The sequence below is a fragment of the Curtobacterium citri genome, from assembly GCF_030362955.1.
Classification (GTDB): domain Bacteria; phylum Actinomycetota; class Actinomycetes; order Actinomycetales; family Microbacteriaceae; genus Curtobacterium; species Curtobacterium citri.
In genome coordinates this window covers 76,077-93,059 of record NZ_JAUCML010000012.1, presented here as the reverse complement: position 1 = coordinate 93,059, position 16,983 = coordinate 76,077, and the positions used below count along the sequence as shown (strand labels likewise).

At 71.9% G+C, this 16,983-nt stretch carries 21 protein-coding genes; 9 read left to right on the top strand and 12 right to left on the bottom strand.

Annotation, left to right across the window (positions count from 1 at the left end; all coding sequences use genetic code 11):
• Nucleotides 1–147, top strand: a 147-nt coding sequence (locus QUG92_RS15545) for an aldo/keto reductase (protein WP_289459870.1), incomplete at its 5' end; no start/stop codon positions are given.
• A 462-nt stretch (nucleotides 148–609) separates the two neighbouring features.
• Here QUG92_RS15545 and QUG92_RS15540 read toward each other — a convergent pair.
• Nucleotides 610–1,065: a VOC family protein gene (locus QUG92_RS15540; protein ID WP_289459867.1), complete on the bottom strand. Its 456-nt coding sequence runs from the start codon at nucleotides 1,063–1,065 to the stop codon at nucleotides 610–612.
• An 81-nt stretch (nucleotides 1,066–1,146) separates the two neighbouring features.
• Nucleotides 1,147–1,782 (bottom strand): flavin reductase family protein, encoded by a 636-nt coding sequence (locus QUG92_RS15535; RefSeq protein WP_289459866.1) that lies wholly within the window; start codon nucleotides 1,780–1,782, stop codon nucleotides 1,147–1,149.
• A 188-nt stretch (nucleotides 1,783–1,970) separates the two neighbouring features.
• Here QUG92_RS15535 and QUG92_RS15530 point away from each other — a divergent pair, with 188 nt between their 5' ends.
• The gene (locus QUG92_RS15530; protein WP_289459865.1) at nucleotides 1,971–2,510 is read left to right on the top strand and encodes a cysteine hydrolase family protein; all 540 of its coding nucleotides are present in this window, start codon (nucleotides 1,971–1,973) and stop codon (nucleotides 2,508–2,510) included.
• Between the two features lie 40 nt (nucleotides 2,511–2,550).
• Here QUG92_RS15530 and QUG92_RS15525 read toward each other — a convergent pair whose 3' ends face one another.
• From QUG92_RS15525 to QUG92_RS15510, 4 genes are all read right to left on the bottom strand, one after another.
• Entirely contained in the window at nucleotides 2,551–2,823 is a 273-nt protein-coding gene (locus QUG92_RS15525; RefSeq protein WP_289459864.1) for a hypothetical protein, read from the bottom strand.
• Nucleotides 2,824–2,969: 146 nt separating this feature from the next.
• Nucleotides 2,970–3,395 carry a PRC-barrel domain-containing protein gene (locus tag QUG92_RS15520; RefSeq protein ID WP_289459863.1) on the bottom strand — a complete coding sequence of 142 codons (426 nt, stop codon included), beginning with the start codon at nucleotides 3,393–3,395 and terminating at the stop codon, nucleotides 2,970–2,972.
• 121 nt (nucleotides 3,396–3,516) lie between these two features.
• Entirely contained in the window at nucleotides 3,517–4,566 is a 1,050-nt protein-coding gene (locus QUG92_RS15515; protein ID WP_289459862.1) for a methionine synthase, read from the bottom strand.
• A 20-nt stretch (nucleotides 4,567–4,586) separates the two neighbouring features.
• Nucleotides 4,587–5,573: a putative oxygenase MesX gene (locus QUG92_RS15510; protein ID WP_289459861.1), complete on the bottom strand. Its 987-nt coding sequence runs from the start codon at nucleotides 5,571–5,573 to the stop codon at nucleotides 4,587–4,589.
• Between the two features lie 119 nt (nucleotides 5,574–5,692).
• Here QUG92_RS15510 and QUG92_RS15505 point away from each other — a divergent pair, with 119 nt between their 5' ends.
• From QUG92_RS15505 to QUG92_RS15485, 5 genes are all read left to right on the top strand, one after another.
• Nucleotides 5,693–6,634 (top strand): LysR family transcriptional regulator, encoded by a 942-nt coding sequence (locus tag QUG92_RS15505; protein ID WP_289459860.1) that lies wholly within the window; start codon nucleotides 5,693–5,695, stop codon nucleotides 6,632–6,634.
• 88 nt (nucleotides 6,635–6,722) lie between these two features.
• Complete coding sequence (locus QUG92_RS15500) at nucleotides 6,723–7,325, top strand: hypothetical protein (protein ID WP_289459859.1); 603 nt, start codon at nucleotides 6,723–6,725, stop codon at nucleotides 7,323–7,325.
• Nucleotides 7,326–7,356: 31 nt separating this feature from the next.
• On the top strand, nucleotides 7,357–7,758 hold the full coding sequence (locus tag QUG92_RS15495) for a GNAT family N-acetyltransferase (RefSeq protein WP_182046268.1): 402 nt from the start codon (nucleotides 7,357–7,359) through the stop codon (nucleotides 7,756–7,758).
• Between the two features lie 57 nt (nucleotides 7,759–7,815).
• A complete protein-coding gene (locus QUG92_RS15490; RefSeq protein WP_182046267.1) occupies nucleotides 7,816–8,670 on the top strand; it encodes an alpha/beta fold hydrolase in 855 nt (284 codons plus the stop codon).
• Nucleotides 8,663–9,238: a TetR/AcrR family transcriptional regulator gene (locus QUG92_RS15485; protein WP_289459858.1), complete on the top strand. Its 576-nt coding sequence runs from the start codon at nucleotides 8,663–8,665 to the stop codon at nucleotides 9,236–9,238. The genes QUG92_RS15490 and QUG92_RS15485 overlap by 8 nt, the downstream gene beginning before the upstream one ends.
• On the opposite strand, the gene QUG92_RS15480 is transcribed toward QUG92_RS15485, so the two are convergent.
• Nucleotides 9,219–10,244, bottom strand: a complete 1,026-nt coding sequence (locus QUG92_RS15480; RefSeq protein ID WP_289459857.1) for a hypothetical protein — start codon at nucleotides 10,242–10,244, stop codon at nucleotides 9,219–9,221. The genes QUG92_RS15485 and QUG92_RS15480 overlap by 20 nt on opposite strands.
• Nucleotides 10,245–10,400: 156 nt before the next feature.
• Nucleotides 10,401–11,768, bottom strand: a complete 1,368-nt coding sequence (locus QUG92_RS15475; RefSeq protein WP_289459856.1) for a lytic polysaccharide monooxygenase — start codon at nucleotides 11,766–11,768, stop codon at nucleotides 10,401–10,403.
• A 122-nt stretch (nucleotides 11,769–11,890) separates the two neighbouring features.
• Between QUG92_RS15475 and QUG92_RS15470 the strand changes: the two genes are divergently transcribed.
• Nucleotides 11,891–12,754 carry an SMP-30/gluconolactonase/LRE family protein gene (locus QUG92_RS15470; RefSeq protein ID WP_289459855.1) on the top strand — a complete coding sequence of 288 codons (864 nt, stop codon included), beginning with the start codon at nucleotides 11,891–11,893 and terminating at the stop codon, nucleotides 12,752–12,754.
• Nucleotides 12,755–12,846: 92 nt separating this feature from the next.
• Here the strand turns inward: QUG92_RS15470 and QUG92_RS15465 are convergent, their stop codons facing one another.
• Nucleotides 12,847–13,578, bottom strand: a complete 732-nt coding sequence (locus tag QUG92_RS15465) for an SDR family oxidoreductase (protein ID WP_289459854.1) — start codon at nucleotides 13,576–13,578, stop codon at nucleotides 12,847–12,849.
• Between the two features lie 95 nt (nucleotides 13,579–13,673).
• On the opposite strand from QUG92_RS15465, the gene QUG92_RS15460 reads away from it, so the two are divergent.
• Complete coding sequence (locus QUG92_RS15460) at nucleotides 13,674–14,228, top strand: TetR/AcrR family transcriptional regulator (protein WP_289459853.1); 555 nt, start codon at nucleotides 13,674–13,676, stop codon at nucleotides 14,226–14,228.
• A gap of 27 nt (nucleotides 14,229–14,255) precedes the next feature.
• On the opposite strand, the gene QUG92_RS15455 is transcribed toward QUG92_RS15460, so the two are convergent.
• From QUG92_RS15455 to QUG92_RS15445, 3 genes are all read right to left on the bottom strand, one after another.
• Nucleotides 14,256–15,023, bottom strand: a complete 768-nt coding sequence (locus QUG92_RS15455) for an SDR family NAD(P)-dependent oxidoreductase (RefSeq protein ID WP_289459852.1) — start codon at nucleotides 15,021–15,023, stop codon at nucleotides 14,256–14,258.
• Nucleotides 15,024–15,159: 136 nt separating this feature from the next.
• The gene (locus QUG92_RS15450; protein WP_289459851.1) at nucleotides 15,160–15,639 is read right to left on the bottom strand and encodes a hypothetical protein; all 480 of its coding nucleotides are present in this window, start codon (nucleotides 15,637–15,639) and stop codon (nucleotides 15,160–15,162) included.
• Between the two features lie 78 nt (nucleotides 15,640–15,717).
• Entirely contained in the window at nucleotides 15,718–16,845 is a 1,128-nt protein-coding gene (locus QUG92_RS15445) for a hypothetical protein (RefSeq protein ID WP_289459850.1), read from the bottom strand.
• Nucleotides 16,846–16,983 lie beyond the last annotated feature (138 nt).

Sequence of the window (16,983 nt, the reverse complement as noted above, 5' to 3'; positions counted from 1 at the left end):
GCGCTCGCGTGGCTGCTGCAACGGTCACCCAACGTTCTCCTCATCCCCGGCACCTCGTCGACACAGCACCTCCACGAGAACATCGCAGGGGCCGGAATCGAGCTGTCCGAGGACGACCTGCGGGACCTCGACAGCGTCGCCGAGTGATCTCCGGTCGGCCCGGAGGGCGACCCTCCAACCGCCGCCGCGACGTCGCACCCAACGGCGCGAGGTCCTATCCTCGTGGGAAGCCAGGAGACCGGGCCGACACCAGGGAGTTCGGTAGGGGCTCCTTCACCGAGGCGGGGAGGCGGGCCAGTTGTCCGGAGGTTCGTCCGCGCTCGGCCTGAAGTCCGTGTCGCCTGCTTGGTCGTCCCACCGAGCTCGACGCTCGATCGCTTCGTCCGCGAGACGGTCAGCGTCGGCGTCGGGGGACCCGTGCGCCGAAGCGCACGACGGGTGACCGCAGGAGCCGCCAGCGGTCCTGACCGGACCACGTGACGGACTGGAGGCCGTGCTCACCTGGTGAGCACGGCCTCCAGTCCGTCACCGGGTTGGACCGGAGCGGCCGCCCTGGTTCGGAGGGTGCTCGCACCCGGTGGGGCACCGTTCGACTCGCCCGGGGCGGGCCTAGGGGAGTTGCGGTGGGGCGATCAGTTCGAGGAAGCCGCCGAGCGCACCCTCGAGGTAGATGATGCGTGTGCCCGTCCGAGCGCCGCTGGTCATCTCGTGGGGTCTGCCAACGGGCCGCCAACCGTGTGCTGCGCAGAGGTCGAGCACGCGGTCGAGGTCCGAGACGGTCAGCGCGATGTGCACCGTGCCGGTGTCCGCGGGAGAGCCCGTTGCCCGAGCCGCCCGAGGAGGGTCGTACTGCAGCAGTTCGACCCGTCGGTCTCCGAGCACGACCGTGGCTGCACGGATGGATGCTCCGGCGACACCGGTGGTCGCGGCCGTGGTGTGCGCGTCGAGCGTGAAGGTGCGTTCCAGTGTGAAGCCGAGACCGGAGCACCACAGCACCAGCGCGTCGTCGAGGTCGCTCACGGTGAGGCCGGCGTGAGCGAAGTCCAGGACGAGTGGTGGTGTCATCCGATCAGTATCGCGGCCGGCCTGGCAGCCCCGTGAGGACGGAGTCGGGCCGTTCCGCGTCCTGGCCGACTCCTGGTCGGCTCACCGGTACCACTCCTCGTCTATCGTCGCGAGCTTCGAGGGCCGCAGCTCGTCCGCCAGGCCGTAGAAGCGTTGGAACGCCATGATGAGCGGTCGCCACCGATCCGGGTCGATGCGGTCCGCTGTCCCCACGGCGCGGATGTCCTCGTGCACGTGCACGCGGGAGACCGCGGCCTCGAACAGGAACGTCGCGTCATCGCCCGGGTCCTGGTCGGCCAGGGTGGGTGCGTCGACGACGTGTGCTTCGAGGTTCACCGGGCACTCACTGATGCGTACGGCACGGACGGTGTCCCCGGGGAGCCCGTGCAGTCCGGCTGCCGCGAGCTTGTCCGACACGTGCCGGTACCCGACGCGCTCCTTGCCGACCGGGACGGGATCGCGACCGGTGGTGAGGGCGAGGGCGTCCACGGCCGAGACCAGCGTGGCCGAGGGGAGGTTGATGACGCACTCGCCGGTCGCCAGCAGGTTCCGTGCGGTCTGCGACCTGCCACCCATGCCGAGCACGGCGGTGTGTCCGAGCCAGAACACCGACGACATCGGAGCGGTGTTGGTCACGCCGTCCTCGTCGACCGTGCTCAGGAGGACGACGGGGGTGCCGAAGTAGAGGATCGCGGGGTCGATGCGGGTGTGCTGCACGGGCTGCTCTCGGTCGGGGCCGCGCGGATCGCGGACTCTGCTGAGTCTCGTGGCGGCGGCACCCGACGGCTGGCGGGTTCCGGACGTCGCAGCCCGTCGTCACCGCCGGTGGTCGTTGCGCAGCGTCCGCACTGTCCCGATGGTGCCGGTCCGGAGACCCGCGCCCCAGTGGCAGCCATACTCGTGTGGTGACCCGTGCTCTCGTCCTCGTCGACATCCAGCGTGACTACTTCCCGGGCGGAGCGTTCCCGCTCGTCGAACCGGAAGCAGCGGCCAGTGCGGCGCGCACGGTCCTCGAGGGCTTCCGCGCGTCTGGTGAGCTCGTCGTGCACGTCTTCCACGTCAGCACCGATCCCGACGCCTCGTTCTTCCGACCCGGGACGGCGGGGGTGGGGTTCCATCCGTCGGTCGAGCCGGCCGAGGGCGAGGTGGTGCTCGAGAAGCACCGCCCGAACAGCTTCATCGACACCGGCTTGCAAGGCGTCCTCGACGCCGCCGACGTCACCGAGCTGGTGATCGTCGGGATGATGAGCAGCATGTGCATCGACTCGACCACCCGGGCCGCGCACGAGCTCGGGTACCGGAACACCGTGGTGTCGGACGCCTGCACGGCGCCGGACCTGCGGTACGGGGACACCGTCCTGCCGGGCGCGGTCGTGCACACCGCGTTCATGGCCGCGCTCGACGGCAGCTTCGCGACCGTGACGGACAGCAGCTCCCTCGGCTGATCGGCCGGCTCAGCGGCTTCGTCGTCCGGTGACCCCTCGGCTACCGAGGCGGCTCCGATGGCCTGCCGGCGGCCCCCACGTCACCCTGCCGCTCGTCTCCCGTGTCGAAGAACGCGTCCAGGTACTCGTCAGGGGGGAGGTCCGAGTCGCGCATGAGCGAGAACACCTCGGCGCCGTCGCCCGGGTCGTCGACGAGTGCGAACGCCTGGGCGAGCCCGAGGTACTCCGCGTCCACGTCGACGGCGTACCGAGCGGCTTCGTCCTCCGCTCTGGCGATCGCGAGTGCGAAGTCAGCGGCGCGGACGATCACCACCCGTTCCTCGTACCTGCTCTCCCCGTGGCGGAACACGCACCGGACGCCGAACCACGCGTCCGCGTTCGGTGGGTTCCGGCGGACGCTCCGCCGAGCACGACGGCCGCCGGCGTCCTGACTCTGCCATGCCGAGGGCGACGAGCCGGTCACGCCGGCGGCGCCGTCCCCGCGCCCTCGGTGTCGTCCGCGCCCGCCGGCCCGGTGCCGGCCTGGTCGAGGTTCTCGTGCGGGTCGCCCATGTCCCCGGTCGCGTTCCCCGCGGGTGACAGCCCGAAGTGCTTGCGGACAGCGTTCGCCTCGCTCGGGGACAGCGTCTGTCCGGCTCCCGAGGAGGGCGCTCCCTTGATGGCGCTCTTCGTGTACCCGACGTGCAGGTCCGTGCCGTCGAAGGTGGCGTCCTCGACCGGGACGAGCGTGTGGTGGCTCCCGAGCAGTCCGGTCGCGACGCTGACGTAGGCGGCGCTGCCGTCCTCGGCGGAGGGGAACACCTGCGCGACCTTGCCGACCGATGCCCCGTCGCGATCCCGCACGGTCGCGTTCTCGACCTCGTGGATCTTGCTCTTGGTGATCATGGGGGTAGTCAACGCCTTCGTCCTGACGGCCGTGACCTGCGCGTCGAAAGGGAGCCGCGCCTCCCGGCCGGATCGAGATCCCGCACCTGACGGACGCTGGCCGTGCTGTGGAGTCGGGACGCTACCGCGCTGCCGGAACCGCGACGCTGGCGAGCTCCGCTCGGACGATGTCCGCCCCTGCGGACAGCGCGCCGAGCTTCTGCAGGGCCGCCCCACGGGCCAGCGGTGCCATGCCGCAGTTCGTGCTCGGGATGAGCTTGTCCGCGTCGACGTGCTCGAGCGCTCGCCGCAGTACCTCGGCGACCTCCTCGGGCGTCTCGACCCGCTCGGTGGCGACGTCGATCGCCCCGAGCATGACCTTCTTGCCGCGGATGAGCTCGACGAGCTCGAGCGGCACGTGGGAGTGGATGCACTCGAGGGAGACGATGTCGATCGACGACTGCTGCAGGAGCGGGAAGGACTGCTCGTACTGCCGCCACTCGGCGCCGAGGGTCTCCTTCCATCGGTTGTTCGCCTCGATGCCGTAGCCGTAGCAGATGTGCACGGCGGTCTCGGCGCGCAGGCCCTCGGCGGCACGTTCGAGTGCGGCGACGCCCCAATCCCGCACCTCGTCGTGGAACACGGTGAACGCGGGCTCGTCGAACTGGATGACGTCGACGCCGGCCTCCTGGAGCTCGAGTGCCTCCTGGTTGAGGATCGTCGCGAACTCCCACGCCAGCTTCTCGCGGCTCTTGTAGTGCTGGTCGGAGAGCGTGTCGATCATGGTCATCGGGCCGGGGAGCGCCCACTTGATCGGGCGGTCGGTCTGCGCGCGGAGGAACCTTGCGTCCTCGACGAAGACCGACTCCGGGCGGCTCACCGCGCCGACGACCGTGGGGACGGCTGCGTCGTAGCGGTCACGGATGCGGACGGTCTCCTTGCGCTCCTGGTCGATGCCGTCGAGGTGCTCGATGAACGTCGTGACGAAGTGCTGGCGGGTCTGCTCGCCGTCGCTGACGATGTCGATCCCGTTGCGCTCCTGCTCGTGCACGGCGGAGCGGAGGGCGTCCTGCTTGCCCTCGGTCAGGGCCGCCCCGTCGAGCTGCCAGGGGGACCAGAGCTTCTCGGGCTCGGCCAGCCAGGAGGGCTTCGGCAGGCTGCCGACGATCGAGGTGGGGAGGAGGGTGCTCATGTGCGTGGAGGTCCAGTCGGTCAGTGGGTGAGTGCGGCGGGCGCGGTCTGCGCGGTCTGCTCGGCGAGCCAGCGGTCGAGGAAGTCGCGGTGCGGCGCGACGAGGTGCTCCTCGGTCCACCGGCCCTGCGTGACGCCGAGACGGCTGCGTTCCTCGCGGTCGTACGCGATGCCGGTCGACGACCAGTCGTCGTGCTCGAGGGTCGGGCGGAACTCGCTCGGCGCGACCCCGTTCGCGTTGTAGATCTCCGGTCGGTAGATCTTCTGGAACGTCTCCATCGTGCTGATGGTGCCGATCAGCTGCAGGTCCGAGTAGTCGGCGACGACGTCACCGCGCGAGTAGAAGGCGAGCGGTGCCTTCGCACCCGGCGGCATGAAGTACCGGACCTGCATGCCCATCCGGCCGAAGTAGTCGTCGGTGAGCGAGGCGTGCTCGTGCTCGTACTCCGCGCCGAGGACCGGGTGGACGAAGCCCGTCTGCCGGTAGGTCTGGCTCGTCGAGACGCTGATGCACACCACCGGCTCGGCGTCGAACTGCGACCGGAAGGCGTCCGACCGCAGGAAGTGCTGGAACAGCTGCCCGTGCAGCTGCCCGAAGTCAGCCGGGAGCGAGGGCGCCGAGGGCAGTCGCACCGCGAAGTCGTGGTCGCGGAGGTACGACGAGAAGTTGTTGCCGAGGATGCCCTGGTGGCGCTCGCCGGTGTGCTGGTCGACGACCGTGACGTCGAGCACCTCGATCAGGGGGAACCGCTCGACCCGTCCGCCGTCCTCGAACTGCATCGTGATCGACACGATGTCGAGCTCGACGCGGTAGCGGTCCCCGTCCGGATCCCCGGCCAGGTCGTTGCAGCGCGCGTCGATGAGCGCGAGGGCGTTGCGGAGGTTCTGCTGGCGGCCCTCGCCGCGGGCCAGGTTCGCGAAGTTCGTGGTCAGCCGCGAGCTCTCCGCCGGCGAGTAGTCCTCGTCGAAGCGGGTCCTGCTGATGCTGAAGGTGATGTCGTTCGCCATGGTCCGCAGTCCGTACGTCGAGCGCCCGCGGGCACTGTGGGAAGAGTCCTCCGATCATGCCGGGAGGCGCGGGTCATCAGGTAATACCGAGACGCTATGCAGACACATAGTCTGCATCTATGGCTCGCGTCTCGAACGACATCACGCTGCAGCAGCTCCGGTACTTCATCGAGGTCGCCTCCGAGGGCTCCATCAGCGCGGCGGCGGACCTGCTCTACATCTCGCAGCCGACGCTGTCGGCAGCGATGAAGGACCTCGAGACGCGGATCGGACGGCCGCTCTTCACCCGGTCGGCGCGCGGCGTCGTGCTGACGGTCGACGGCGTCGAGTTCCTCGGGTACGCCCGGCAGGTCGTCGAGCAGGTCTCCCTGCTCGAGCAGCGGTACGTCGGGCGCCAGGCGTCGCGCCGGCTGCTCGGGGTGTCCGCGCAGCACTACTCGTTCGCCGTCGAGGCCTTCGTCCGCATGGTCGAGGGAGCGGCCGCCGACGAGTACGAGTTCTCCCTCCGCGAGACCCGCACCTGGGACATCATCGAGGACGTCCGGACCCTGCGGAGCGAGGTCGGCATCCTCTACCGCAACGACTTCAACCGGCAGGTGCTCGGCAAGCTGATGCGGGACGCCGGCGTCGTGTTCACCCCGCTGTTCGTGGCGCAGCCGCACATCTTCGTGGCCCGGCGGAACCCGCTCGCGTCGCGGGAACGGGCGACCCTCGAGGACCTCGCGGACCTGCCGCGGCTCACCTTCGACCAGGGCGCGAACAACTCCTTCTACCTGGCGGAGGAGATCCTGTCGACGATGTCGAGCAAGCGCGAGATCCGGGTGTCGGACCGGGCGACGATCTTCAACCTCATGATCGGTCTCGGTGGGTACACGATCTCGACGGGGCTGATCAGCGACGACCTCGACCCGGAGATCGTGGCCATCCCGCTCGACGTCGACGAGCGGATCGAGATCGGGTGGATCGCGCACACGTCGGTGCCGCTGACCGTGCAGGCGCAGACGTACCTGGACGAGCTGCGGGCGGTGGTCGTCGGCTACGGGGTCGAGCTGCTCGGCTAGGTGTGTCTCGGGTACCCGCGGTCGCAGCAGGTCGGCCGGAGGCGGTGCGAGCGGGACACGTCACGGGGCGACGCGTAGCTTCGTCGGGGTGGGGAACCGACCGATCGACCAGGACGCCGACGACACGCAGCAGGACGCACGGCACGACCCGTACGCGCGACGACCCGGCTACGTGACCGGCGTCGACGGTCGTACCGACATGTGGACGACCGCGGTGGTCGCGGGCGTGGTCACGGCCGCCGCCGTGCTGTTCGTCTCCGGGCTGCTGCACCTCACCGAGCCGATCGCGTACTCGGCGGCCGTCGTGATCGGCCTCGTCGTGTGGCTGACGATGCGCGCTCGCCGACGGGCAGCGGACCGTCGCGCGGGACGGTCTCCCGATGCGGTCGCGGAAGCGCGGACGCGGGCGGTGGCCGAGGCGAACGGCGGCCGGCGGTTCTTCGTCGCGCAGAACCCCGTGGTCCTCATCGTGATGGGGTGCATCTTCCTGGCGCTCGGGGTCGCGAGGACGGCGGCCGCCGGCGTCTCGGGTGGTTCCGTGCTCGTGGCGGTGGTCCTCGTCGCATGTGCGGGGTACTTCATCGTCCAGGGCATCGGCACGCTCGTCGTGCGACGGCGGAGCGGCGATGCCCCGCACCCGGATGCAGGCGGCGTGGATGAGCGTGGGCGCGGGGACCACGGAGCGCACTGACGCACGCACGGGCCCGCACTACGGTTCCGTCATGGAGTACTCGTTCGCACCGCCCTCCGCGACGGAGTTCAAGGCGCTCTACGACGAGACGGGATGGGCCGACCGGGACGTCGACCGGTTCGAGGCGGCGCTCTCCGGGAGCTGGGTCGTCTGCACCGCCCGTGACGCCGCCGGTCGGCTGGTCGGGATGGGCAGGCTCATCAGCGACGGGGCCCTGCACGCCTTCGTCACCGAGATGATCGTCACCGAGGGAGCGCGGGGCGCGGGCGTCGGTGGACAGGTGCTCGCGCGGCTGGTGGACGAGGCGCGGCGGCGTGGGGTGGACGACGTGCAGCTCTTCGCGGCGCGAGGTCGGGCGGAGTTCTACGAGCGGCACGGGTTCGAGCGTCGGCCCGACAGCGGACCAGGCATGGACCTGGCGAACCAGCGTTGACGAGAGTTAGCTAATGGTGTTAGCTTGTGGCTATACGCCGTAGCCAAGGAGCCCGACATGACCGAACACCTCGCCGTCCCCGGCGGCACCATCGCGTACGACCTCACCGGCGACGGCCCGCTCGTCGTCCTCGCGCACGGGATGGGCGACAGCCGCCGGTCCTACCGCTTCGTCGTCCCGGCCCTCGTCGCCGCCGGGTACCGGGTCGCGAACGTCGACATCCGCGGCTGCGGCGACTCCAGTGCCGAGTGGAGCGGCTACAGCCGGACCGGCATCGCGGGCGACCTGGTCGCCGTGGTCCGGCACCTCGGCGGCCCCGCCGTCATCGTCGGCCAGTCGATCAGCGGCGGTGCCGCCACCATCGCCGCGGCCACCGCGCCGGAGCTCGTCGCCGGCGTCGTCGAGATCGCGCCCTTCACCCGGAAGCAGTCCGTCGACGTCGTCGGTCTCCTGCGCAACCGCCGCCACCGGTCCGCCACCGTCCAGCTCGGCAGGGTCATGGCCGCGGGCAGCCTCGCCGGGTGGCTCGCGTACCTCGACATCGCGTACCCCACGAAGCCGGCGGACTGGGCGGAGGAACGTGCGCACATCGAGGCCGTGCTGTCCCGTCCGGGGCGGATGGCGGCGCTCACCGGCATGACGAAGACGACGCCCGCCGACGCCGGGGCGAGGCTGCCGGAGGTCCGACAGCCCGTCCTCGTCATCGAGGGCGCTGCCGACCCGGACTGGGCGGACCCCCGGGCCGAGGGGGAGCGCGTCGTCACCGACCTGCCCGACGGCCTCGGCGAGGTCGCCGTGATCGACGGCGCCGGGCACTACCCACACGCCGAGACGCCCGACGCGGTGCTCGCACTCGTGCTGCCCTTCCTCGGGCGCACGCTCGCCACGGCGGACGGGACGACCGGTGCCTAGGGCGGGACTCGACCCCGCGGTCGTCACCGCGGCCGCCGCCGACCTGGCCGACGAGACCGGACTCGCGCAGGTGAGCATGAGCGCCGTCGCCGAGCGTCTCGGGGTCCGGGCGCCGTCGCTGTACAAGCACGTCGGTGGCCTCGACGACCTGGTCGACCGGATCGCGGTGCTCGCGGCCACCGAGGTCGCGGACGAGGTCGGTCGGGCGACGCAGGGACGGGCCGGGATCGACGCGCTCGGGGCCGCGGCGCACGCCTTCCGGAGCTACGTCCGGGCGCACCCGGGCCGGTACGCCGCGACGGTCGGCCCACGGGCGTCGGCACCGGACGCGCCCGATGCTGCGGCCGCGGCGCTCCGCGGGGCGCTGGACCCCTTCGCCGCGGTGCTGCGCGGGTACGACCTCCCCGAGGCCGAACTCGTGCACGCGCTCCGGACCTTCCGGAGCATGCTGCACGGGTTCGCCACGCTCGAGACCGGCGGCGGCTTCCGCTTGTCGGAGGACGTGGACGCGAGCTTCGCGTGGGTGGTCGCGTTCCTCGACGAGGGGTTCAGGCGGTCACGGAGCTAGGCCCTCGCGGGTCGACCTCGTCGGCCGTGGGGAAGGGCGCTCCGCCGTGTCGTTCCGCGTAGTCGCGCGCGCGCCGCATCCGTCGGACGCTCGTCGGCACCGCCCACAGCAGGACCGCCACCATCGCCACCAGGAACACGACGGGGAGCACGCCGAGCTGCCCGTCGAGCGCGGACGACACGAACTGGAACGCGAGCCCGACGTAGAGGAGGCCCGTGAACGCCAGCTGGAAGCGCATCGTGAGCGGGACGAGTCGCGCGTACTGCAGCGCGCCACGCTCCTCCGCCGCGTCGAGCGGGATCGACCTGCCGCGGAGGACGACCTTGCCGAAGCGTTGCAACCGTCCGATGTCGCGCCCGCCGACGTCGCGCAGTGCACGGTTGAAGGGGAGCGCGACGAGCACGGCCGCGATCGCGGTCGCCGTGAAGGTGAGCTGACCGGCCAGGAGGACACTCCGCAGTACGCCGTCACGGGATCCGTCGTCCGACACCACGAGGAGCGTCGCCCCGATGGTCGCGACGACCGCCGACACGACGAACGTCACGGCGATGGCCCGGACTCCGCGTCGGACGACGGCCGCCGACGGCACGACGTCGTCGTCGGACCGCTCGACCACCCGCTCCGAGCGGCGGAAGCGGTCACCGAGCGGCCGGGCGACGGCGAGCAGCACGGCGGCTCCGCCGATCAGGACGACGGGAACCCAGACCGGCGCTCGGGCCGACACCGTCGCCAGGACGACGACCACGGCGGCGACCAGGTCGATCCCGACGACGCCGAGGAACCACCACCGCAGGTACCGCCGCCCCTCGGGCGACGACCTCGGGTCCCAGTAGCCGGCCAACGAGCCGACCAGGACCGGACCCATCACGAGGAACGGGATCGTGAACACGGACGCGAGGACGAGTCCGTCGGCCGCACCGCCGAGCTGGAACGCGACGAGGAGACCGGCGCCGAGGGCCAGCGCGGTCGCGACGACGATCACCACGAGGTAGACGAACACGCGCATCGTTGCTCCTTCGGGTCGGACACGTCGATGCTGCCAGGAACGTCGACGGGGCGGCCGGGATCTGCGGGTGTCCGCAGCCGGCCACCGGACGGGAGGCGCGGTGCGGGCCGGCACCGCGCCTCCCGTCCGACCGTGGGTCGGGACCGGAGACCGTCCCTAGCGGACCGGCTCCCAGAGCGAGAGTGCGGTGATCCAGTTCGGGTCACCGTGGCCCTGGTGCGACTGCACGGCCTCGTACGCCGTGCCCTCGTGCGTGACCCGGTCGCCCTTCGTGTAGGCGGCGTGTGCGTCCCACGCCGGGTACTCCGAGCCGGCGTCGCTCTTCGTGGTCGCGACGTGCGTGTTCGACAGCGCGGACGCGACGCCCTCCGTGTTCACCGCCCGGACCGTGTACTCGTGCCGCGTGCCCGCGCGGAGCCCGACGTCCACGAAGGTCGTCGCGCCGGTCTCGCCGACCTGCTCGCCGTCGCGGAGGACCTCGTAGCGGACGCCCCGGGTGTCGTCCCCCGCGGTCCACATCAGCGACACGGTGGACTCGGTCGTGCCCATGTCGTGCAGGTGCTGCGGTGCGGCCGGAGCGGCGGCCTGCTCGGGCATCCGGACGGTCAGGATCGCGTGGGCGAGGCCGATGTTGCCCGCCGCGTCCACGGCGCGGACGCCGAAGTCGTAGAGCTCGCCCGGGGTCAGACCGGTGAGGCGGGTGGAGCGCTGGGTGGCGGCGACCTCCTGGACGACGCGGAAGTCGTCCTCGGTCGCGCCGAGCTCGACGACCTGGTACCGAGCGACCCCGACGTCGTCCGTCGCCGCGCCCCAGGTGACCTCGGCCTCGGTGGAGCTGACCGCGCGGGCCGCGGCGTCGGGCACCGTGCCGGGTGCCTCGGTGTCCTGGACCGGTTCCGGGGTCTCCCCGTCGCCGGGCTGCACGTCGACGTCGATGACGTTGTAGAACGCGTTCGCGGTGTCGGCCACGTCCCAGACGGCGTAGATGACGTGGTAGCCCTCGCGGTCGGACGGGATCGTGATGTGGTGCGACGGGTTGTTCGACGCCGCGGAGCCGTCGTGCGAGACGGTCTCGATGAGCTCGAGGTCGTCGCGGTCGAGTTCGTCGTTCGGGTCCCAGCCCTCCTTCGTCATGAAGTAGCGCCACTGCGAGGTCATGTGCGGGGCGGTGAACTTCCAGTTGACGGTGACGTCGCCCTGCTCGACGACGTTCTTCTGCCAGCGGTCCTCGCGCTGCTCGTCGAGAGCCGACCACTTCGCGTTGCCCGCGGAGGCGAGGTGCCCGTCGGCGGGACCGGCGGCGGGGAAGCCCTTCGGAGCCTCGAGGCTCTGCGGCTCCCACTGCGCGCCGCCCATGTCGCCGTTCGCCTTCAGGGCGGCACGTGCGGTGAGCGTCTGCCCGGGGTCGCCCGAGTCGTCGCCGACGAACCCGTGCGCGAACGCCGCGGACGGCACGAGCGTGGCGGCGCCGATCGCGACGGCGGCCGAGGCGCACAGGAGCGCGGCGGACTTGTGAGGACGCATGGTGATCCGATCTGTCGTGGTGGTGCGGGGCCTTCCCGCCTCGCTGCGACGATCCCAGCCCGGCGGCGCCGACCGGCGTCGACGAAGGGTGACGTGGCAGGTCGGCCTGGCAGGCTGGACGCGTGCACACCACCATCGACTCCGCGACCGAGGTCGTCTCCGGCATCCGGTTCCCCGAGGGCAACCGCTGGCACGACGGCCGGCTCTGGTACTCCGACATGCACACGGGCGAGGTGTTCTCCCTCGACCCCGTGACCGGCGCCGGCCCCCGGCTCGAGGCGACGATCGACGGGCAGTCGTCCGGGCTCGGCTGGCTGTCGGACGGTCGACTGATCGTCAGCGCCATGAACGCGCGGTCGATCGTCGCCGTCGACGCCGACGGCACGCAGTCGGTGTTCGCGGACCTGTCGCCGATCGAGTCCTCGCTCGTCAACGACCTGGTCGTCGACGAGACGACCGGTCGCACCTACATCGGCGCGTTCGGGTACGACCTCTACGGCGGCGAGGAGCTCCGGCCCGGCCCGCTGTACGTCGTCGACCCCGACGGCTCCGTCCGGCCCGCCGCCGACGGCCTGGTCTTCCCGAACAGCATGAACGTGCTGCCCGGCACCCGGACGCTGGTCGTCAGCGAGACCTGGGGTGGCCGCCTCACCGCGTTCGACATCGCGGTGGACGGGTCGCTGGGCGGTCGACGGGAGTGGGCAGCCCTTCCGGAGGGGACCACGCCGGACGGCAGCGCCGTCGACGCGGAGGGCGGCATCTGGGTCTGCTCGGTCGACACGGGGGAGTTCCTCCGCGTCGTGGAGGGCGGCACGGTGACGGACCGCATCGACGCCCCCGGGCTGTGTGCCGTCGACTGCGCGCTCGGCGGCGAGGACGGCCGCACGCTCTACCTCGCGACCGCCGACAGCTACGACCCGGCGGTGACCGCGCGCACGCGCGCCGGCCGGATCAGCGCCGTCCGCGTCGCGGTCCCCGGTCCCTGACCGGCGCGTCCGTCCGGACCCAGTGACGGACGGGAGGCCCGGTGCCAGCCGGCACCGGGCCTCCCGTCCGACGTGTGCCGCGACCGGCCGTGTCAGCTGGTCACCACGGCCGCTGCCGCGGCCGTGGCCGCAGCGAGCTCCTCGGCGGGCCGCGAGAGCATCGACTTGACCAGCCGGGAGTCCTCGTCGGCGAGGACTTCGGACGCGCCCGCGACCACCCCGTCGTACGACTGCGCGACGACGTCGGCGGGCGCGACCTTCGGGACGTCGAAGCGGGCACCCATCGCGGTGTCGACCATGCCCACGATCACACCGGTGACCGTCGTGCCCTGGGCGGCGAGCTCGACCCGCAGGCCGTTCGTCGCGGCCCAGGCGGCGGCCTTGGACGCAGCGTAGACGGTCGGCAGCGGGACCCAGGCGGCGAGGGACAGGACGGTGAGCACCGCACCACCGCCGTTCGACGCGAGCACGGGCGCGAACGCGGCGGCGACCCGGATCGGGCCGAGGGTGTTGGTCGCGAAGACGTCCTCGAGCGATCGTTCCGACGGGGCCGCGATGCTCGCGTCGCTCGCCGGAGCGATGCCCGCGTTGTTGACGACGAGGTCGACGTCGGTGGCCTCGGCGGCGGCTGCGGCGATCGACGACGGATCGGTGACGTCGAGACCGAGGGGGACGATGCGCTCGTCGTCCCACTCCCGCGGAGCGCGAGCGGCGGCGTACACACGGCGGGCGCCGCGCTCCAGCGCCTGCCGGACGAACTCGGTGCCGAGTCCGCCGTTGGCGCCGGTGACGAGGACGGTGCGGTTCTCGAGCTGCTGGGTCATGGGTGCTCCTGCGGTAGGCTGATCGAAGTGGGGACGCTCCCCGCTCTCAGTATGTGGGGACAGTCCCCAGTTTGTCGAGCACCCGAGGAGACCACGTGCGCGCCGACGCCCAGCGCAACCGCGAGGCCATCCTCGACGCGGCACGGGCCTGCTTCGAGGACGAGGGGATCAACGCCTCGACCGACGGGATCGCCGTCCGGGCAGGTGTCGGCAACGCGACGCTCTACCGGAACTTCCCGACGCGCGACGACCTCCTGGCTGCCGTGGTCGAGGAGAGCGTCGAGACGCTGCTCGCAGCGTCCCGGTCGATGGCGGAACGGGACCCGGCGGCGGCGCTCCGCGAGTGGATGTTCCAGCTCACCTGGCGGCTGCGCACCTGGCAGGACCTGCCCACGTGCATCGCGCGCACGAAGGACGACGACGGCAACCCGGTCCAGCCGGTGAGCGAACGACTGACCGCCCGCACCGAGGACTTCCTCCGCCGTGCGAGCGGCGGCCGCGAGCCGGTCGTGCCGGCGGCGGAGGTCTTCGAGCTGCTGACCGCGCTGTCCTGGGGGATCGACCGGTTCGGGGACGACGAGGAACGCGCCCGCGCGCGCGTCGACCTGGCGACCGCGGGCGTGTCGGCCCGGATCGCCGCTCCCGGGTAGGCCGCGTCACCGGCGCCCGTCTGACGGTCACAGCCCGACGCTGCCCTGCGAGATCCCGCCGTCGATGGTGACGGTCGTGCTGGTCATGTAGGCGGCCTTGCCCGACGCCAGGAACACGACGACCTCGGCGATCTCGTGCGGCTTCGCCGGGCGGCCGAGCGGGATGGCGTCGTCGAGCTGCTTGAGCTTGTCGGGGTCCGAGGTCGTCGCGGTGTTGATCGGGGTGTCGACGGCGCCGGGGGCGATGTTCACGATCCGGACGCCGTGCGGTCCGAGCTCCACGCCGCCGCTGCGGGCGAGCATGCGCATCCCGCCCTTCGACACGCAGTAGGCGAGGTTGCCGGGCATCGGCCAGTCCTCGTGGACGCTCGAGATGTTCAGCACGAGGCCGCCGTTCCCCTGGGCGATGAACTGCTTCGCCGCAGCCTGCGTGCCGAAGAAGGCGCTCTTCACGTTGACGGCCATGACCTTGTCGTAGCCCTCCTCGGTCTCCTCGAGCAGGGACTTCCGGTCCTCGATCCCGGCGTTGTTCACGAGGACGTCGAGCGAGCCGAAGGCGTCGACGGCCTTCTGCACCATCGTGTGCAGGTCCGCGGCGCTCGTGATGTCGGCGTCGACGCCGACCGCGTGGCCGCCGGCCTGCTCGATCCGGGCGATGAGCGAGTCCGTCGCCTCCGGGTGGGCGACGTAGTCGATGACGATGTTCGCGCCCTCCGCGGCGGCGGCGAGGCAGATCTGCTCGCCGATGCCGCTGTTGCCGCCGGTGACGACGATGGTCTTGCCTTCGAGCAGCATGCTTCCTCCTGGTGGGTCCGGTGTCGCCCACGCTGCTCCGCCGTCGCTGGTGTCATCCGGCGGATCGGCTGAGGCTGTGCGCAGCCGGGGCGGACGTCCGTCCGGAGGGGGCGCCCGTCGGGTCGGGCGCCCGACCTCAGTGTGTGTCGCCGAGGCCGGCGCCGAGGAAGGTCGAGGTGACCGTGTCGTCGGAGAGCACGCAGTTCCAGATGGCGTACGGGTCGGTGTGACCGTCGTCGAAGGTGAACGGGTAGACCAGTTCGTAGCGGCCGTCCGCGGTCGTGTACCCGGTCGGGTCCGCGGTGAACGTGAGCGTGACGCCGGACTCGTCGGCGCCGGTGCTGCACGCGTCGTGGATGTGCTGCGCGAGTGCCGACCCGGTCTCGTCGGTGCCCTCAGCAGTGGGAGCGGTGGCGGTGGCCGTGGCCGTGGCGGTCGAGCGGGGCGCGCTCGCCGACGGGCTCGAATTGTGCGTCGGGCTCGACGGGCTCGACGTGTTCGCTGGCGGCGACGCAGCGCTCGTGGCGGTGGCCTCGGTGGCGCATCCGGTCAGTGCGAGTGCGGCCGCGCAGACCGCGAAGAACGCGGTCGTGGTGCGGCGTGTGGTGTGGTGCAACGTCGGTCCCCTCCTGGTGTGACGAACAGGTGCTCGTACTGAGAGGTGTCGTCGGCGGGCAGATCCTGACAGGGCGGTTCAGGTTCCGTGACTGCGTGCGCCGTCCCGACCCGGGGTGCCGTCCCGCCCGGGTCTTGGCGTCCTCCGTCGGTCGAGGACCGTGCAGAGCGCCGCCCCGGCGAGCACGAACGCGACCGCGCCGACGAGCAGTCGCGCTTCGGGGTACCCGGCGGTCAGCAGTGACCCGGCCGCCGCGGCGACGAGGGCGACGGTCGCGATCCCCACGAGCGCTCGCCGACGCCCGTGGTCCCATCCCAGCCGGAGCGCCGTCAGGACGAGCACGGCACCGGCGGCGAGGGCGAGGGGACGGAGTCCGAACGTGACCGCGTACCGCAGCGGCAGGGACGGCACGGCGAAGAGCACGAGGAACCAGCCGATCGACCGGATCGCGGACGCTGCGAGCGGTGCCGGGTCGCGGGACCGACGAGCGGCCACCCACCGTGCCGCTGCCAGGACCGCCCCGCCCGCGGCGGCAGCCGGCACCCACCCTGCCAGGTGTCCGAGGTTGTACAGCGTGGCGGTGTCGTAGACCGCGAGGACCAGGACGCCGAGTGCTCCGGCCGACAGGGCGAGCGTCACGAGCCCGGCCGACCGGGTGCCGCCGGGTGCGAGCTGCGCGAGCAGCAGCGGCGTGACGATCCCGGAGGCGACGCGGACGACGAGGTCGACCGGCGTCCACGGGTTCGCCAGGTCCAGCTCGATCAGGCAGAACGTCACGGTGGACACCCCCGACAGCAGCCAACGTGCCGCGAGGACGCGTGCGAAGACCTCCTCGCCGGACCACCGGCACACCAGCAGGTACGCGAGCAGCACGAACGGCAGCTCCAGGCCCGCCTGCACGTGCAGGACGGTCCACGGCCACGCGGGCAGTGCGGTGGCGAGCGGGCCGAGGTCGGCGAGGGCGAACCACCCGGACGGCAGGTACCGCGCGACGGAGTCCGGGTCGCCGTGCCAGGTCTGCTCGACGAACGCGGTGACCAGGACCTGGTTCGCCAGGAACAGCGCGACGACGACGCCGAGCCACGTGCCCGGGTGCCGCAGGACGCCGCCGGTGCGGTGCCGGACCGGTGCCCGTAGTCGCGGGACCCACGCCACCGCGGCGACCACCGCCGCCACGAGCAGGACGGCGAGCACGAGTTCCCCCACGACGGGGAGCGTACGACGAGCGCGGCGCCGGACCGCCACCGGTCCGTCGCCGTGTGCCGCCGGACACACGGTGCCCGACGGCGCCAGACGACCCGACGACCAGGCGATGTGCGACCACCGGCGCTCGAGCCGCCCGTG

Coding starts and splice junctions, on each gene's coding strand:
- QUG92_RS15505 (WP_289459860.1), top strand. CDS start 5,693: ATGGCTCGCGTCTCGAACGACATCACGCTGCAGCAGCTCCGGTACTTC.
- QUG92_RS15515 (WP_289459862.1), bottom strand. CDS start 4,566: ATGAGCACCCTCCTCCCCACCTCGATCGTCGGCAGCCTGCCGAAGCCC.
- QUG92_RS15540 (WP_289459867.1), bottom strand. CDS start 1,065: ATGACACCACCACTCGTCCTGGACTTCGCTCACGCCGGCCTCACCGTG.
- QUG92_RS15490 (WP_182046267.1), top strand. CDS start 7,816: ATGACCGAACACCTCGCCGTCCCCGGCGGCACCATCGCGTACGACCTC.
- QUG92_RS15455 (WP_289459852.1), bottom strand. CDS start 15,023: ATGCTGCTCGAAGGCAAGACCATCGTCGTCACCGGCGGCAACAGCGGC.
- QUG92_RS15520 (WP_289459863.1), bottom strand. CDS start 3,395: ATGATCACCAAGAGCAAGATCCACGAGGTCGAGAACGCGACCGTGCGG.
- QUG92_RS15510 (WP_289459861.1), bottom strand. CDS start 5,573: ATGGCGAACGACATCACCTTCAGCATCAGCAGGACCCGCTTCGACGAG.
- QUG92_RS15480 (WP_289459857.1), bottom strand. CDS start 10,244: ATGCGCGTGTTCGTCTACCTCGTGGTGATCGTCGTCGCGACCGCGCTG.
- QUG92_RS15465 (WP_289459854.1), bottom strand. CDS start 13,578: ATGACCCAGCAGCTCGAGAACCGCACCGTCCTCGTCACCGGCGCCAAC.
- QUG92_RS15495 (WP_182046268.1), top strand. CDS start 7,357: ATGGAGTACTCGTTCGCACCGCCCTCCGCGACGGAGTTCAAGGCGCTC.
- QUG92_RS15475 (WP_289459856.1), bottom strand. CDS start 11,768: ATGCGTCCTCACAAGTCCGCCGCGCTCCTGTGCGCCTCGGCCGCCGTC.